This window comes from Catenibacterium mitsuokai, assembly GCF_025148785.1.
Taxonomy (GTDB): Bacteria; Bacillota_I; Bacilli_A; order Erysipelotrichales; family Coprobacillaceae; genus Catenibacterium; species Catenibacterium mitsuoka.
Genome location: NZ_CP102271.1, coordinates 988,049 through 1,006,364 on the forward strand (window position 1 = coordinate 988,049; position 18,316 = coordinate 1,006,364).

The 18,316-nt window shown below is 35.0% G+C and carries 16 protein-coding genes; all 16 read left to right on the top strand.

Translation table 11 applies throughout. The features are described 5' to 3' along the window. Positions 1-19: 19 nt before the first annotated feature. Positions 20-583, top strand: a complete 564-nt coding sequence (gene gmk / locus NQ499_RS04955; RefSeq protein ID WP_006505120.1) for a guanylate kinase — start codon at positions 20-22, stop codon at positions 581-583. 38 nt (positions 584-621) lie between these two features. Further along, the gene (gene priA / locus NQ499_RS04960; RefSeq protein ID WP_006505121.1) at positions 622-2,808 is read left to right on the top strand and encodes a replication restart helicase PriA; all 2,187 of its coding nucleotides are present in this window, start codon (positions 622-624) and stop codon (positions 2,806-2,808) included. After that, positions 2,765-4,054: a 16S rRNA (cytosine(967)-C(5))-methyltransferase RsmB gene (rsmB, locus tag NQ499_RS04965; protein ID WP_407651055.1), complete on the top strand. Its 1,290-nt coding sequence runs from the start codon at positions 2,765-2,767 to the stop codon at positions 4,052-4,054. The genes priA and rsmB overlap by 44 nt, the downstream gene beginning before the upstream one ends. Next, complete coding sequence (gene rlmN, locus NQ499_RS04970; RefSeq protein ID WP_040389721.1) at positions 4,054-5,082, top strand: 23S rRNA (adenine(2503)-C(2))-methyltransferase RlmN; 1,029 nt, start codon at positions 4,054-4,056, stop codon at positions 5,080-5,082. Before rsmB ends, rlmN begins: the two co-directional genes overlap by 1 nt. Before the next feature lies 1 nt (position 5,083). Continuing rightward, a complete protein-coding gene (locus NQ499_RS04975; RefSeq protein ID WP_006505124.1) occupies positions 5,084-5,812 on the top strand; it encodes a Stp1/IreP family PP2C-type Ser/Thr phosphatase in 729 nt (242 codons plus the stop codon). 1 nt (position 5,813) lies between these two features. Then, entirely contained in the window at positions 5,814-7,616 is a 1,803-nt protein-coding gene (gene pknB, locus NQ499_RS04980) for a Stk1 family PASTA domain-containing Ser/Thr kinase (RefSeq protein ID WP_006505125.1), read from the top strand. Between the two features lie 8 nt (positions 7,617-7,624). Continuing rightward, complete coding sequence (gene rsgA / locus NQ499_RS04985; protein WP_006505126.1) at positions 7,625-8,491, top strand: ribosome small subunit-dependent GTPase A; 867 nt, start codon at positions 7,625-7,627, stop codon at positions 8,489-8,491. Then, entirely contained in the window at positions 8,484-9,128 is a 645-nt protein-coding gene (gene rpe / locus NQ499_RS04990) for a ribulose-phosphate 3-epimerase (RefSeq protein ID WP_006505127.1), read from the top strand. Before rsgA ends, rpe begins: the two co-directional genes overlap by 8 nt. Beyond that, complete coding sequence (locus NQ499_RS04995) at positions 9,125-9,724, top strand: thiamine diphosphokinase (protein WP_006505128.1); 600 nt, start codon at positions 9,125-9,127, stop codon at positions 9,722-9,724. Before rpe ends, NQ499_RS04995 begins: the two co-directional genes overlap by 4 nt. A gap of 1 nt (position 9,725) precedes the next feature. Continuing rightward, positions 9,726-11,084 carry an MATE family efflux transporter gene (locus tag NQ499_RS05000; protein ID WP_006505129.1) on the top strand — a complete coding sequence of 453 codons (1,359 nt, stop codon included), beginning with the start codon at positions 9,726-9,728 and terminating at the stop codon, positions 11,082-11,084. A 66-nt stretch (positions 11,085-11,150) separates the two neighbouring features. Continuing rightward, positions 11,151-11,879 carry a GTP pyrophosphokinase gene (locus NQ499_RS05005; RefSeq protein WP_006505130.1) on the top strand — a complete coding sequence of 243 codons (729 nt, stop codon included), beginning with the start codon at positions 11,151-11,153 and terminating at the stop codon, positions 11,877-11,879. 31 nt (positions 11,880-11,910) lie between these two features. Continuing rightward, on the top strand, positions 11,911-14,061 hold the full coding sequence (locus NQ499_RS05010) for a DEAD/DEAH box helicase (RefSeq protein WP_006505131.1): 2,151 nt from the start codon (positions 11,911-11,913) through the stop codon (positions 14,059-14,061). A gap of 223 nt (positions 14,062-14,284) precedes the next feature. Then, positions 14,285-14,368 (top strand): fructose-bisphosphatase class III, encoded by an 84-nt coding sequence (locus tag NQ499_RS13640; protein WP_407651060.1) that lies wholly within the window; start codon positions 14,285-14,287, stop codon positions 14,366-14,368. A gap of 808 nt (positions 14,369-15,176) precedes the next feature. Further along, on the top strand, positions 15,177-16,559 hold the full coding sequence (locus NQ499_RS05015) for a transglutaminase-like domain-containing protein (protein ID WP_006505132.1): 1,383 nt from the start codon (positions 15,177-15,179) through the stop codon (positions 16,557-16,559). A gap of 214 nt (positions 16,560-16,773) precedes the next feature. Continuing rightward, complete coding sequence (locus NQ499_RS05020; protein WP_259848806.1) at positions 16,774-16,983, top strand: helix-turn-helix domain-containing protein; 210 nt, start codon at positions 16,774-16,776, stop codon at positions 16,981-16,983. 22 nt (positions 16,984-17,005) lie between these two features. Next, positions 17,006-18,211: an ATP-binding protein gene (locus NQ499_RS05025; RefSeq protein ID WP_006505133.1), complete on the top strand. Its 1,206-nt coding sequence runs from the start codon at positions 17,006-17,008 to the stop codon at positions 18,209-18,211. Positions 18,212-18,316 lie beyond the last annotated feature (105 nt).

An 18,316-nucleotide genomic window follows, 5' to 3' on the forward strand; every position in this document is an offset into this window, starting at 1 on the left:
AAAAAGGGGATGTAGATAAGTGAAAAGAGGCCTTCTAATTATCCTGAGTGGACCTAGCGGCGTAGGCAAAGGAACAGTCAGAGAACAACTATTTAAAGAAGAATCATTAAACCTTGCATATTCAATTTCAATGACTACACGATATAAGAGACCTGGCGAAAGAGAAGGAATCGATTATTTCTTTGTAGATGTTGATACATTTAAGAAAAAGATTGAGCAGGGTGAATTACTAGAATACGCACAGTTTGTAGGTAATTACTATGGAACACCTAAAGCCTATGTAGATCAGCTACTAGATGAAGGTAAGAATGTTGTACTAGAAATCGAAGTACAAGGTGCACTTCAGGTTATGAAGAAAGTACCAGATGCACTTACAATTTTCTTGGTACCACCTTCAATGGAAGAATTAGAAAAACGTATTCGTGGACGTAGAACAGAAGCTGAAGATGTTATTAAAGAACGTCTTGATAAAGCAAGAAGAGAAATTGCGACAAAAGATCAGTATAAGCATGTAGTGGTGAACGATGATGTTATGCGTGCTAAAGATGATATTGTCAAGATTATCGAAGAGAACATGAAGTAGCCATCTGGCTGCTTTTTCTTTTTTACGGAGGTGATTTTATGTTTAAGGTAGAAGTATTAATAGAACATCCTGTCCAGGCATTAGATCGTGGTTTTTCTTATTTATCTAAGAAACCAATTCTTACAGGAATCCGTGTACAAGTTCCATTTAATCATCGTCAGGTGGTTGGTTATGTCTTATCAGTTGAAGAAGTTCAATTAACGCAGAAAGAACTAGAAGAAAGAGATGGCTTTAAATACTCCTATATTTATTCTGTCATAGATGAAGCACCACTCTTAAATAATGAATTAATAACACTGGCTCATCGTATGTCCAAGATGACACTTTGCCCACTTATTGCCTGTTTTCAGGCAATGCTGCCAGGTACTTTAAAACCCTCTACACATAAAATGGTTGGTATTAAGACGAGACAATGTGTAAGAGTAATCAATACAGGAACACCTAAAACAGTGAAACAGAAGGAATGTTTTCGTATGCTTTTGAATCAGGGAGAAATGTTTCTTAAGGATATCCCTTATTCTAGAAGTGTCATCTCATCTCTTGAAAATCAGGGATTGATAGAGATTTATAATAAAGAAGTACAGCGTAACCCTTATACAGGAAATGATTTAAAGGTCAATAATGAAATTACCTTAACACCACTTCAAGAAAGTGTTGTGAGGGGAATCCTTCAAACCTCTCATACTATTTCTCTTATTCATGGGGTTACAGGATCAGGGAAGACAGAAGTCTATATTGCGCTCACAAAAAAGATGTTAGAAAAGAATAAGACAGTACTTATGCTTGTGCCAGAAATATCTTTGACGCCGATGATGGAACGTATTTTTAAAGAACGTTTTCATGACGAAGTGGCAATCATTCATTCTCGTTTATCACAGGGAGAAAAATATGATGAATATCGTCGTATAAAAAAGGGTGAAGCCCGTATTGTGGTCGGTGCGCGTTCTGCAATCTTTGCGCCAGTTGAGAATCTAGGACTTATCATTATGGATGAAGAACATGATATGAGCTATAAGCAGGACAATACACCACGTTATCATACATTATCTATTGCGAAGATGCGTGCAGAGAAAAATAATGCGAAGATTGTCTTAGGCAGTGCGACACCATCTGTGGAAACATATGCGAGAGCACAAAAAGGAATCTATGGCTTATTTGAGATGAAAGAAAGAATTAATGGTAAACCATTACCTTATTGTGAAGTGGTAGATATGGGTAACGAAGCGCGTCAGGGTAACTATTCACTATTATCTCAAAGAATGCAGCAGCGACTCGAAGAAACTCTGAATAAAGGAGAACAGGCGATGATTCTTTTAAATAAGAGAGGCTATGCGTCTTTTATTAAATGTGAATCATGTGGTGAACCGATCCGCTGTCCGCATTGTGATGTGACACTTACTTATCATAAAGCGGAAAACAGATTAAAATGTCACTTATGTGAATACTTCACTTCTGTACCTCAAGTCTGTCCTGAATGTGGTAGTACGCATCTTAAAAAGATAGGGTATGGTACACAGAAAATAGAAGAGGAATTAGAAAAGAAATATCCAGCTGCACGTATTATTCGTTTTGACTTTGATACAACCCGTAATAAGAATACACATTTAAAATTACTTAAAGATTTTGAAGAACACAAAGCAGATATTATGCTTGGGACACAGATGATTGCGAAGGGGCTTGATTTCTCCAATGTCACATTTGTAGGGGTTCTTATGGCTGATCTGTCTCTTATGGTACCGGATTTTAGAGCTTCTGAACGCACATTCCAGTTATTATGTCAGGTGGCAGGAAGGAGTGGACGAGGAGATAAGCAGGGGACTGTTATGATTCAAACATTTAATCCTGAACATTATGCAATCAAGACAGCTGTGAAGCAGGACTATGAAGCTTTCTTTAAGGAAGAGATGTTATTTAGAAAGAAAGCGAAATATCCACCATTCTGTCACCTTGTATCAGTCATTGTACAATCCCGTACACCAAAGAATGTTCATTTGACAGCTTTGGATATCAGCAAGTATTTAAAGGAACATTTAGAAAAGGTACGCATTATCGGCCCTCAGCCGGCCTTTAAGATGCAAGATATCTATCGTGAAAGAATTTTGATTAAATATATAGAATCTAAGCCAATCTATGAACAATTAAGTATCATCGATGATTATTATAACCGTACAAGAAAAGGAGGTGTCATTGTGGCATGCGATTTTAATCCGTATTCCACATATTAATATGAAAGAAAGAGATACAGCATTAGATATACTCATTGATTATGAAAAGAATGAGAGTTATTTAAATATCACTTTAAATCATACTCTCACTCAAGATTTCTCACCATCAGAAAGAGGACTTATTACAACCCTCGTCTATGGGACTATTCAGAATCGTCTATATCTAGAATATCAATTAGAACCACACATCCATACTCGCTTAAAAGTTGTAGAGAAAATGCTTCTATTAATGAGCCTTTATCAGCATTTTTATTTAGATACACCAGATTATGCGATAGTGAATGAAGCAGTAGAAATTATTAAAGAAAGAAGAAATAAAAGAGCAGGAGGCATGATTAATGCGATTTTGCATAGTTGTTTTAAAGAAACAAGATCTTTAGATGATTTGGATCATGATGAACGTTTATCTATTTCTACAAGTCATCCATTATGGATGGTCAAGATGTTCAATGCACAATATGGCAAAGAAACAACAGAAAAGATTCTTCATGCTGATAATGAAGTTCCTTTAAAAAGCGGCCGTATGAATACATATAAGATGTCTCGCGAGGAATTCTTAAAGAAGTATCCAGAGTTTACTCCAGGCTATCTCTCACCAGATAGTGTGCTATTAAAAGAAGGCAATATTGCGCATACTGAAGCTTTTAAAGAAGGTCTGGTTACTATTCAGGATGAATCATCACAGATGGTAGCTCGTTTATTAAATCCAGGTGAAGAAGATGTTGTCTTGGATATGTGTGGGGCACCAGGTTCTAAAACAACACATCTTGGTATACTCATGAATAATAAAGGCTTGATTGACGTTTATGATCTTTATCCACATAAAGCAAAGCTTATTGAAGACAATGCGAAAAGACTTGGATTATCCAATATCCATGTTCATACAGGAGATAGTACAGACCTTTCATTATTTGATAAGCAGTATACAAAAATACTCTTAGATGGTCCATGTTCTGGACTTGGTGTTCTTTCTAGAAAACCTGAAATCAAGTACCATGACTCGGATGCAATGGATGAAATCATTCTTATTCAAGCAAAATTACTAGAAAATGCATATTCTTTATGTATAAAAGGTGGTAATATAGTGTATAGTACGTGCACTATAAATAAAAAAGAAAACGAAAAACAGATTGAAAAATTCATAAAGAAGCATCCCGATATGCATGTAGTGGAAGAGCGTACTATACTTCCATTTGAATATCACAGTGATGGCTTTTATATGTGTCTGTTAGAAAAGGATGTATGATGAAATCAATTTATGACTTAACACTTGAACAATTAAAAGAAGAATTAAAAGCGATGGGGCAGAAGCCTTTCCGTGCGAAACAGATCTATGAATGGATTTATGTAAAGAATGTCTATGATTTTCATCAGATGACTAATCTTTCTAAAGAACTTCAGGAAACACTTTCCAACCATTTCAGTGATGCGCTTTTAACTATCAAGGAAAAGCAGGTCGCACGTGATGGTACGACTAAATATCTTCTTGAATTAGAAGATGGAGGACTCATTGAAACAGTATTGATGATTCAGACTTATGGTCGTTCATTATGTGTCACAAGCCAGTTAGGATGCAATATGGGTTGTTCCTTCTGTGCTTCAGGCTTATTAAAGAAACAGCGTAACCTTACAAGTGGTGAAATCGTGAAACAGGTCTTGACTGTTATGAATGATTTAAAAGAAAGGGTAACTCATGTAGTCGTTATGGGAACAGGTGAACCATTTGATAACTATGATGAAGTCATGAACTTCATCTATACAGTCAATGAACCTCATGGTTTAGCTATTGGCGCAAGACATCTCACTATCTCTACATGTGGTTTGATTCCTGGAATTGAACGTTTCTCTCATGAACCAATCCAGGTGAATCTAGCAATCAGCTTACATGCACCTAATGATGAAATCCGTAATGAATTGATGCCTATCAACAAACGCTATAATATGGATGATTTAAGAGATGCAATCAAGACATATATTGAACGTACAAATCGTCGTGTCACTCTTGAATATATTTTATTGAAGGATGTCAATGATGATATCAAATATGCACGTCAGTTAGCGCATTATCTTCGTGGATTAAATGTTTATGTCAATTTAATTCCTTATAACCCTGTAGATGAACATGGCTATAAACAATCTCTAGGTCATACAATTACTGCATTTAAGGATGAACTTATTCGTTTGCATATTAATTGTACTTTAAGAAAAGAACATGGCCGTGATATTGATGGTGCATGTGGACAGTTACGTGCAAAGAGAGAGAAAGGAGCATAATATGGCTATCTCCGCGATGACTGATATCGGAATAAAAAGGTCAGTGAATCAAGATCGAGCAGTCTATAAAATTAAGAATCATGAAATCGTTGGCGTATTGTGTGATGGAATGGGTGGTCATCTTGCAGGTGAAGTTGCTTCAACACTTGTGAGTCGTTATGTGATTGAACATTTCTTTGATCATTCACCATTTCTAGATGATGAATCTATTCATGCCTGGATTTCATCTTTACTATTAACTGCCAATGATCTTGTGAATAAGGAAAGCGATATGCATAGTGAATATGCAGGCATGGGGACTACAATTGTCATCTGTTATATGGATGGTAAGAATACTTATGTATCCCATGTGGGTGATTCTAGAGCTTATTTGTATAAAGATACATTAAAGCAGATTACAGCAGATGATACTTTTGTGAATGAACTTGTAAAAAGAGGTTTGATCAATGAAGAAGAAGCCTCACATCATCCAAAAAGAAATGTCTTAGTGCAGGCTATTGGTATTAAAGAAGCTTTACGTATTTCTTTTTATAAGATTGAAGAAGATTATCGTGCAATATTACTCTGTTCAGATGGATTATATAATTCTCTCTCATCTCAACAGATTGAAGAAATACTACAAAAAAATGCATCAGTTGATCAAAAAACTGAATGCCTCATTCAATCAGCCAATGAATTTGGCGGATTAGATAATATTGGTGTTTTACTAATTGAGAAGGGAGAAGCATAAGATGAGTGAAAAAGGACGTATTCTTGCTGATCGTTATGAATTAAAAGAACTTATTGGACAGGGCGGTATGGCCGATGTCTATCTTGCATATGATGATATATTAAAAAGAGAAGTAGCAGTCAAAATACTTCGTTCGTCTTTGACAGGAGATCCTATTTATATCACTCGTTTCCATCGTGAAGCGCGTGCAGCGGCTGCATTATGTCATCGTAATATTGTAGAAATCTATGATGTGGGTGAAGAAGATGATCTTTACTATATTGTCATGGAATATGTACGTGGTCAGACTTTAAAAGAATTAATTAATAAGCGTGGTGCACTTCATTATGTTGAAGCTGTGGATATTATGAAGCAGGTTGTTTCAGCAACTGCACTTGCACATTCTATGGGTATTGTACATCGTGATCTGAAGCCTCAGAATATTCTTGTTACTGATTCTGGTATTGTAAAGATTGCGGATTTCGGTATTGCCTCAATTCAGTCTTTATCACAGGTGACTCAGACTGATACGATCATGGGCTCACTTCACTATCTTGCGCCAGAAATCGCAAGAGGTGAAAAAGCAACACCACAGAGTGATATTTATGCCTTAGGTGTTGTCTTCTATGAATTACTAAGAGGAGATGTACCATTTAATGGTGAGTCTCCAGTAAATATCGCATTAAAGCATATGCGTGATGAAATTCCTTCAGTACGTGCTTATAATCCAGCGATTCCTCAGTCAGTAGAAAATATCATTATCAAAGCGACTGCTAAGAATACAAATAATCGTTATCAGTGTGCGGATGATATGTTAGATGATTTAGACACATGTTTAGAACGTTTAGATGAAGAAAAGCTTACTTTTGACCAGGTTAATACTGATCCAACTATTATTGCGAGCGATTCACAGTTCTTTACGAAAACGGCGCCTATTGATCCTGAAACAACACAGACAGAAATTGAAGAAATCAAGCCTCAGGATGAGAAGAAGAAAGAACCAATGGATAAGAAAAAGAAGATTGCGATTGGTGCAGCGATTGGTGCTGTAATTGTATGTCTTGCGATTGTGGCAGGTTTCTTCTTACTTGGTGGTAATAAAGATGGCATGATGATGGATTTAGTAGGTAAGACCGAAAAAGAAGCAACAGCTTTATTGATTGATAAAGGCTATAAGGTTTCTGATGATGTCAACTATGAATTAAGTGATAAATATGAAAAAGGTCTTGTAGTAGCCACAGATCCTGAAGCAGGACATGCTATTAATAAAGGTGATACCGTGACATTAACTCTTTCTAAGGGTAAATATATTATCATGGAAGATTATACAGGTGTGTCTTATGACACAGCTTATAAGAAACTTACCAAGCTTGGATATAAGGTGAAGAAGTATGAAAAGTCTGATGATGAATATAAAGCAGGTATCGTTATTGGACAGTCTATATCTGAAGGAGAAAAACAGGATCCTAATGAAAAAGGCAAGATTATCACTTTAACAGTTTCTAAGGGTGTTACTATTACTGTTCCATCACTTTATGGTCAGGACATCAATGCCGCAAAATCAACATTGGAAAGCCAGGGCTTCACCAATGTAAAATTATCTGTTCTTCCATCACCTACTGACAGTGCAACAATCAACTCAATGTCTGTTAATACAGTCGTTAAACAGTCTGTTGCACCTTATACTCAGGTAACAAGCAAGGGGACTGAAATTATCTTATATTACTATGATAAGAAACCTACTCCACCAACAACACCTTCTCAGCCTGATTTACCAGAAGAAGATGATGGTGATGACGCCAGTCCGAATGCACAATCAGAATAGGAGAATATATGACTAAAGGTCAGATTATAAAAGTCCTTGCAGGATTCTACTATGTAGATACAGGCGAAAAAGTTGTAAGCTGTAAGGCACGTGGTAAATTTAGAAACAGAGGACAGAAGCCTCTTGTAGGAGACTTCTGCAGTTTCCAGGAAGAAAAGGATGGTTCAGGTTATATCCTTTCTCTTGATGAAAGACATAACCAGTTAGAAAGACCTCCTATTTGTAATATAGATCAAGCTCTCCTTGTATTTTCTATTGCTGAGCCGGATTTTGATCAGATGCTTCTTGATCAGTTCCTCGCAATGGTTGAATATGAGAAGATTAAGCCAATTATCATTATTACTAAGATAGATCTTAATAGAGAACTTGTTCCGGTTATCAAAAAGAAGTACAATGCATATGATCTATATTTTGTATCAAGTAAAGAAAATGAGGGGATTGAAGAAATCAAACCACTTTTAAAGAATCGTGTCACAGTCGTGACAGGACAGAGTGGTGTAGGTAAATCAAGTCTTTTGAATGCCTTAAACATTGAATTGAACATTGAGACAAATGAAATTTCACAGGCATTAGGAAGAGGAAAACATACGACAAGACATGTTGAACTGATTCCGATGTATGGTGGCTATATTGCCGATACACCTGGCTTCTCTTCTTTGGAACTGAAGATGGAACCGGTAGAACTTGCGACTACTTATCATGATTTTAGAGAATTATCTCATCATTGTAAGTTTAGGGGATGTCTTCATGATAGTGAGCCAAAGTGTGCTGTGAAAGAAGCTGTTGAAGCAGGAGACATAGATCAAACAAGATATGAAGATTATCTGCAGTTATTAAAGCAGGTAAAAGAAAGGAAAGATAAACGATATGGTTAAAATTGCACCTTCAGTATTATCCGCTGATTTTGCGCATCTTAAAGAAGATATTGATACAATCTATGATGGAGGAAAGTCATGGATTCATTATGATGTCATGGATGGACACTTTGTACCAAATATTTCATTTGGTTATAGTATCTTGAGTAATGTTCGTGCTGTCACTGATTTATTTATTGATGTTCATTTAATGATCACTGATCCAGGTCAGTATTTAGATGAATTCATCAATGCAGGTGCAGATCTCATTACATTCCATATTGAAGCTGTATCAAGCGTGCAGGAAGCACGTGTCCTTATTCAGCGTATTCATGATGCAGGATGTCTTGCTTCTATCTCTATTAAACCAGGAACTGATGTAGAAGCTGTTAAACCATTCCTAGATGATTTAGATATGGTTCTTGTAATGAGTGTTGAACCAGGATTTGGAGGTCAGTCATTCAATCCTTCAGCCTTAGATAAGATTACTGAATTAAAAGAAATCAGAAATGATAGACGCTATCTTATTGAAGTAGATGGTGGTATCAATGAAAATACAGCCAACCTATGCCGTGGAGCTGGGGCAGATGTTCTTGTGGCTGGAAGCTATGTCTTCAAGGCAGAAAATAGACAGGAAGCTATTGATTCACTCAAATGAAAATAGGCTTATACGCAAGCATGAATAATGGGGATGTCTTTAACAAAGACATCCCTTATATTGCGGTTGATGGTGGTTTGGAACATCTGCACCGTCAATTTATTAAACCATTATTCGCAATTGGAGACTTTGATTCTCTAGAACATAAAGAATACCTTGAGGGGCTAGAAGTTTTGAGCTTTCCTACACACAAGGATGAAACAGATACAGAACTAGCCATTAGCGAAGCACTTAATAGAGGTTATGATGAAATAGATCTTTATGGTGTCATTGGTGGACGTATTGATCATTTTCTAGGAGTACTCATTTATTTAAGACAGCATCCGGATATTAAGATTACACTCTATGATGATATCAATAGAATCTATTTGCTGCCTAAAGGAATACATCAGATAGACTGTACTGAGTATAAATACTTCTCTTGCTTTACTGAAAAGACTTGTATTCTCACATTAAAGAATTGTGATTATCCACTTGATGGTTATACATTAGAACCTCATGATCCATTATGTATCTCTAATCAATGTCATGGTATTTTGACAATAGAAAATAGTGAAGATCTCATCTTTATTGAATCACAAAGAATAGGAGGCTAATATGGCAGAAAATAAAGACTTTCTTGCGACTGAACCAGTAGGTAAACTATTAAGGCAACTTGCTTTACCTACAGTCATAGCACAGTTAATCAACATGCTTTACAATATTGTAGACCGTATGTTTATTGGCCATATTCCCCATACTGGTGCACTTGCTTTAACAGGAGTTGGTGTCTGTATGCCTCTTATTATGATTGTGACAGCCTTTGCCTCTCTAGTAGGCAATGGTGGGGCACCACGTGCTTCTATTTATATGGGACAGGGAAATCATGATCATGCAGAAAAGATTTTAGGAAACTGTTTTATTACACAGATTATTGTCTCTATTGTATTAACACTTATTCTATTCTTTGGAAATCGTACCTTCCTACTTGCTTTTGGTGCAAGTGGTAATACAATCTCTTATGCAGTAGATTATATGAATATATATGCGATAGGAACGCTTTTTGTCCAATTAACACTGGGGATGAATATGTTTATTACGGCCCAGGGGTTTGCGAAGAATGGGATGATTTCTGTTGTAATTGGGGCATTATGTAATGTCATCCTCGATCCTATTTTGATCTTTGGATTCAATCTAGGTGTCAAAGGTGCGGCTCTTGCGACAATCATCTCACAGGGATGTTCATGTCTTTATGTTCTTCGCTTCCTGTTTGGCAAAAAAACAAAACTTAAAATAAAAAAGAAAAACTTATCTTTAGATAACTCAGTCATCTTACCCTGCCTTGCTTTAGGTCTTTCTACCTTTGTGATGCAATCAAGTGAGAGTGTCATCCAGGTCTGTTTTAATTCTTCTTTATTAAAATATGGAGGAGATATAGCAGTAGGCGCAATGACTATATTGACTAGTGTTATGCAGTTTGCGATGCTTCCTTTACAGGGATTAGGACAGGGGGCACAGCCTATTATCAGTTACAACTATGGGGCTAAGAATAAAGAACGTGTTCAAAAGACATTTAAATTATTACTTAAGGTTTCCCTTATCTTTTCAATGGCAATCTGGATTTTGATTCAGATCTTCCCACAGATGTTTGTAGGACTCTTTACAAATGCACAAGAACTCTTACTCTTTACTACTAAAGCACTTAGAATCTATATGGCAGTTGTAGGATTATTTGGAATTCAGATTGCCTGTCAGATGACATTTGTGGCTTTAGGTAATGCGAAAGCTTCTGTAATAGTGGCAGTAACTAGAAAATTCATTCTCTTAATTCCATTTATTTATATTATGCCTGCATTACTTGTGGATAAGACAATGGCTGTCTACTTAGCTGAACCAGTGGCAGATCTTTTTGCGATTACATTTACAGTATTGTTGTTTAGAAAACAATTCAAGAAAGCACTTGAACATATGAACTGAGGTTTCTCAGTTCTTTTTTTCATAGAAATAGATTATAATGATAGAGATTGAAAGAAGGATGAATATATGAGAAATCTAGAAGATATAAAAAGAAGTGGATTTAAAATCATTGAACAAAAAAGAGAAGAATTCATGAGACAGAGTATTCTTTCTGATGAATTCTTAGATTTATTAGATAAGAATAAGAAACCATTTGATTTATTAATGTCTTATTATCGTTGTGCGGTAATGGAGATAGAAACAAAATTCAGAGTATTAGATCAGGAATATTCTTTAGAATATGATGGTAATCCTATTGAAAGCATCAAGTCGCGTATTAAATCATATGATAGTATTGCGAGAAAAGTAAGACGCAAGAATATTCCGATGACTATGGAATCATTAGAAGAAAATATAAGAGATATTGCAGGAGTCAGAGTTGTTTGTTCATTTCCTGAAGATATTTATGAACTTGCAGATAGCTTCTTAAGACAGGATGATATTACTTTGATTGAGATGAAGGATTATATTAAAAATCCTAAACCTAGTGGTTATCGTAGTTTACACTTAATTGTACAGGTACCAATCTTCTTACAGAAGACAAAGAAGTATGTTTATGTAGAAGTACAGCTTCGTACTATTGCGATGGATTTCTGGGCAAGTTTGGAACATAAATTACGCTATAAGAAGAATATTCCTGAAGATGAAGCAAAACTTATTGCTCAGGAACTTTATGACTGTTCAGTAGAAAGTGCTAAATTAGATGAACGTATGCAGAAGATACGTTCAATGATGAATAAGGGAGAGTCTGAATAGATTCTTTTTTGTTGGAGGAAAGGAAGTAAATATGAAGCTAGAAAGAAAGTTTTCTTTTGCGGATGCAAGAGATGTGTTATCTCGTTTTAATCAAATTGAGAAGAATAGAAATAAGTATGAAAAGAGAAGCAAGAAATACCAGAAAAATATTGTGCAAGCATCACAGGAATATTTAAAAAATGAATCAATAGAGGTGCTGGAAGGTATTCCTGTCGAAGAATTAAACCGTGGTAAGAAAGGGATACGTGTTAAATTGTTAAGAACGCATGGTTATAATAGTTATGCGGATGTCTATTACGCTTCTGTCTATTCTCTTTCTAAAATTAAAGGGATTAGTGAAGAAAAAGCACATCTTGTTAAAAATATAGTATCAGGAACGTTAGAAGCGACTAAAGATGAAATTAAACTAAAGCTAAGTGTTGATCATAAAACATCTGAGACAACAGAAATTATCTTAAATACTTTGAAACTAAAAAACAATAATAACCAATGTATAGAATTTGATAAAATATATGAAGAAAACATACAAAAAAGAGAAGAAGCATTAGATAACCTGAAAGCCGCGAAAGGATTCTTTAGATGGCTATTTACATCATCAGATGGAAAAAATGCAGCTATAGAAAGTTATGATTATTTACAAAATGTATTATCAAATGGTTTTGAAGAGAACATTGATAAAATAGAAAATGATTATCAATATTTACATGATAGTATATCAGATACTTATGCCTGGAATGAGTTCACAAAGAATCCTATTAGTTTCAATACACTTCTAGAAGAGATTATTCCAGAACTTATAGGTGGGTCAAATGATGTATATGGTTTACCGGAAGATATTGTGGAAGAAATCCAGACTGAAGATTATTCTCTAGGTGGGCTTCATTGTAACTTGCGTCGTTATCAGAGGTTTGGTGTGAACTATATTCTTCATCAAAGAAAAGTACTTCTAGGTGATGAAATGGGTCTAGGTAAAACTATTCAGGCTATCGCGACAATGGTGGCTTTAAGAAATCAAGGAGAAACACATTTTATTGTAGTATGTCCTGCAAGTGTTCTAATCAACTGGTGTCGAGAAATTGAGAAATTCTGTGATATTCAAGCTATAAAGGTTCATGGAAGCACTAGAACTTCGGGAATGAAAGATTGGATTAATAGTGGTGGTATTGCAGTGACAACCTATGAAACGACATCAGTATTTGAATTACCTAAGTCATTAAAATGTGGACTAGTGGTTGTAGATGAAGCGCACTATATTAAAAATCCAGATGCAAAACGCACAATTAATACAAAGCGTTTATGTGAACATGCAGATAGACTTCTATTTATGACAGGGACAGCTTTAGAAAATAATATTGATGAAATGATTCGTTTAATTACTATTCTTCAACCTGATATCGCAAAGAAAATCAATAATATGAAGATGATGCCATTTGCACCACTATTTAGAGAAACAATCGCACCTGTTTATTATCGTAGAAAGCGTGAAGATGTACTTTCTGAATTACCAGAACTACTAGAAAATGAAGAATGGTGTGAAATGGGATATGAAGAACAGTGTAAATATTATGATTCTTTAAGTAAAGGAGGTCATAATCATCATGAGATACGTCAGGTATCTTGGAGAGTAGATGATCTTCACGACTCAAGTAAAGCATGTAGAATGTTGGAAATTATTCAAGAAGCGAAAGAAGAAGGAAGAAAAGTCATTGTATTCTCATTCTATCTAGATACGATAAGAAAGATTTCAAAACTATTAGGCAATCAATGTACAGAAATTATTAATGGTTCTGTTTCTCCTAAACATCGTCAGGAAATCATTGATGAGTTTGAATCGGCTCCTGCAGGTAGTGTACTACTGTCACAAATTATGGCAGGTGGCACAGGGCTAAATATTCAGTCTGCCAGTGTAGTCATCATCTGTGAACCTCAAATTAAGCCTTCTATTGAAAGTCAGGCTATTTCAAGAGCTTATCGTATGGGACAATCAAGAAATGTATTGGTTTATCGCTTGTTATGTAATGATACGATTGATGAAAGAATTACCGATATACTTACACGAAAGACAAATGTCTTTAATGCGTTTGCTGATCAATCAGCTGCTGTCAATAATATTGAAATAGATTCAACTTCTTTAACAAATATGATTGATGAAGAAAGAAAACGTATAATGAACTTATCCTAAAATAGAAATGTATGTTATTTTCTTTACAATATGTTAACTAGTAATAACTTTTAAACAAGAGTATACTTTTTGTTAGATAGAAATATTAAGACGTTTGAACGTATTACGTATAAGATGAATCCACATGGAAAGAACATCGTAATCCTTATTATTTATTCTATGAAGAAGAAAGGATCTATAATATGATTTTTCATGATTTTGGACTTTACTCAGAACGTCTCATATTATTAATGGACATATACCTGTTCTTACATCTAAAGGAGAACATCCAGTACATGCAAGTGGTAAAATGTTAGTTAGACATTAAATCCCATCAACCATTCCAGAGTAGTTCACGCAGTACTCATAGAAAACAAAGACATAGAGTCAGAACTTGTAGAAACATCATCAAAAAGAGTAATGGTTATAGAGATTAAATAAGATTCTTGACTATTCTTGTGGAAACGAAGAGTTCTAACTATAAGGTATAAACAATTTGTTACAAGTGCATGGCTATATTACTGATAGTGGGTCATGCACTTTTTGCCTTTATTGTCAAATAGTATTATATATAATCAAAAAAAAGGTAATAGATATTACACAATTGAATGATAACAACCATTCAGTGGTCTTGTTGAATTATCAGCCTATCATGTGCACTAAACATCGTAACAAGGCAATAGGTCCTGTTTTTACAGGATATCATTAGAGAACGAGAAAATGTATTATAAAATACAGCAAGTTATTTGCATACATGCTATAATTTTTACTATATTTTGAAAAAAGATTGCAGATGAGTTTTTTGAAATATATAAAAGAAGTTCGAAAACAAAGCTTATAAGTCAGACGGAATTTGCGAAAGCATTATGTGTATCATACTCAATTGTCAGTAGATGAGGAATAGGATTATTCTGCTTTGTGCATGATATTGATTTTAGTGACTTCAGGAATAAATTATGGATTGAGAGTGATCTGGGGATTACTTAGCAGCCATCCTTACTGCAGCAGCAAATAACATCACTTGTGCAAATATGGAGGCAGTCTTTAAATTAACAGATATGCTATTCAAGTCAGCGTAGTTCATAGGTTTTGAAAACGAACAGTAATATAAATTAGTATGCGAGGAGGTATAACTCATGTATCAGGATTTATCTTTTATGAATGTTCCGCTTCCAGAGGACATTCTGAAATTAAAAATTTATGGTGATTATGCTGGAGCCCAGAAAATGATTCATTATTTTCTAGAAGAAAAGGATATTCCACAGGCACTTAGAAAACGTCTGGAAATCGAACAGGAAGTCATTGGTGTTATGGGTGGAAATGAATATCCATTTACTTATGATGAAGCATTGGAAATCATGAAGAGCCATTTGCGTGATTTCAAAAAAGAAGAGTTAGATCATTTAAAAGAAATCGGTGCAGCCGATTGGATTTATGTGGACGGCGAGGTACATTTTCAGCGTCGATTCTATGAAAATCTAATTAAGACACGTCCAGACTTTGCCAAGCGTGTTATTGTAGAAAATCCAGAGAATAACAAAGAAAACAACCTGAATCAGAAGCTACTGAACGAAAATATACATTACATGAAGGAACATGGTGGAAGAACTGTACATACTCGTATACGTTCAACAATAAAAGTTAAGAAAGAATTCGAAGAGGTAGGACGAAAGGTTCGTGTACATCTTCCAATTCCAAAGGTATATGAGCAGGTTTCTCATGTAGAGATTCATGCATCTAATCCAGAGATTACATATATAGCACCTTTTGATGCACCACAGAGAACAGTGTATTTTGAGACTGAACTGAAAGAGAATCAGGAGTTTATGGTTGATTATTCATTTGACTACCATGTCAATTATGTCGAGTTAGATCCTGACAAGGTGTCTAAAGAGCAGCCAGATTTCTGTTTGGAAGAGCAGGCACCACATATCGTATTCACTCCTTACTTAAGAGAACTAAGAGATGAGCTTGCAGGAGATGAGACGAATCCAATTATTTTGGCACGTCGATTCTATGATTTTGTGACAACAAAAGTTATGTATTCTTTTATGAGAGAGTATTTTACAATTGAGTGTATTCCAGAATACTGTGCAATCAACCTAAAAGGTGACTGTGGTGTACAGACGCTGTTATTCATCACACTTTGCCGCATGTCTGGAATTCCAGCACGTTGGCAGTCAGGTCTATATGCAACGAAGTATTATACAGGATGCCATGATTGGGCACAATTCTATGTAGCACCTTATGGATGGGTATTTGCAGACCCTTCCTTTGGTGGAAGTGCATGGCGTGAAGGAGACAAAGAGCGTTGGAACTATTACTTTGGTAATCTGGACATTTTCCGTATGCCAGCCAACTCTGAAATCCAAAAAGAATTCATGCCAGAGAAAAAATGGCTCCGCATCGATCCGATTGATAATCAGAGAGGAGAATTTGAGTACGAGGATCATGATCTTCGCTTCTCTCAGGTGGATGTATCACAGGAACTGATTTCTATGGAAGATATTGAAAAATAAATTATCGTAAGTCTCGCTGTTAGGGACAGAAATGTTTGAAGAGTGGTTTTGGATGTTTCCTTCCCTTTTCTTTTTTACACACAAAACATAAAAAAGGCATTACAAATAATGTGAATAGAAAGAGTTCATATCTGTAATGCCTTTTTCATTTAATTTGAATAATTATGTGTCTTTTAGCAGTAAATAAAGTGATGCTCAACACTATGATACGATTATAAAGGCATATGAGGGAGACTCCATAGCAATACAGGCTGTCCTTGACCGCTATGCCGGATATATTGTCTATATGGAGACGAATAATATTGATTCACACAGAAACAGCTATCAAGTCAACTTTTGTTCCCAAAAAGATATGAAAATCAATAGTTTTTGGAATGTAATCCTAAAACTATTGAATATTTTGTTGTTTTTGGAATATAATTAGTAAAAACGAAGGGAGCATTATTATGATTATAGAAAGAAAAGAATATTTAGAAAAACTGATTGCATGGAAAGATAAGCAGTTGATTAAAATTGTTACAGGTGTACGACGTTGTGGAAAATCTATGCTTCTGGAAATTTATCGCAATTATTTAAAAGAACATGGGGTTGAGGAAGAACAGATTATTTCTATTAATTTTGAAGATCTTGATTATGAAGAACTGACAGATTACAGAAAATTATATAAATATTTAAAGGAACGTTTGCTTAATGGGAAAATGACATATATTTTTCTTGATGAAATTCAGAATGTAAAAGATTTTCCGAAAGTGCTGGACAGTCTTTATATTAAAAAAAACATAGATATTTATGTGACTGGTTCTAATGCATATATGTTGTCTAGTGAGATTGCGACTATGATTTCAGGAAGATATATTCAGATTGAAATGTTGCCGTTGTCTTTTAAGGAATATATGGAAAGTACTGGTAGCATGAATGACAGAGGAATTAAATATGCTGAGTATTTGCAGAATAGTTCATTTCCGTTTACATTGGAATTAAAAAATCAGCCAGATGAGATTAGAGATTATCTGGAAGGAATCTATAATACGATTGTTGTGAAGGATATTATAAACAGGAAAAAAATCACAGATCCTATGATGCTTAAGAGTGTCTTAAGATTTGTGTTTGATAATATAGGAAATCCATTGTCCTCAAAAAAAATTGCAGATACGATGACCTCAGAGGGGCGAAAAATTGATACCAAAACGGTGGAAAAATATCTGGAGGCTTTTAGCGAGAGCTATATTATATATCAGGCAAAACGTTATAATATAAAGGGAAAACAATATTTAAAGACTCTTGAAAAATATTATATAGTTGATATTGGAATGAGGTATATGCTTTTAGGTTCAAGGCAGGCAGATGCAGGACATGTTCTGGAAAATATAGTCTATTTGGAATTGTTGCGTCGAGGATATGATGTGTATGTTGGAAAAATCGATTCATATGAAGTCGATTTTGTAGCACAGAATAAAAAGGGAACAGTATATTTCCAGGTAGCACTGACTGTACGAGATGAAAATACACTTTTGAGAGAATTAAGACCATTACAAGCAATACGAGATCATTATCCGAAGATTATCTTAACAATGGATGAAGAACCAGAAGAACAATATGAAGGAATTCGACGTATAAATGCAAGAGACTGGTTATTGGGGATTGTAGACTGAGCAAAGCAAAATGCTTTAAGACTGTAATTACTTTTTTCAATTAGTAGTCACAACAAGTCACAAAATCTTTATAGAAATTAGCACACGCTACTTGACAGTGCTAAT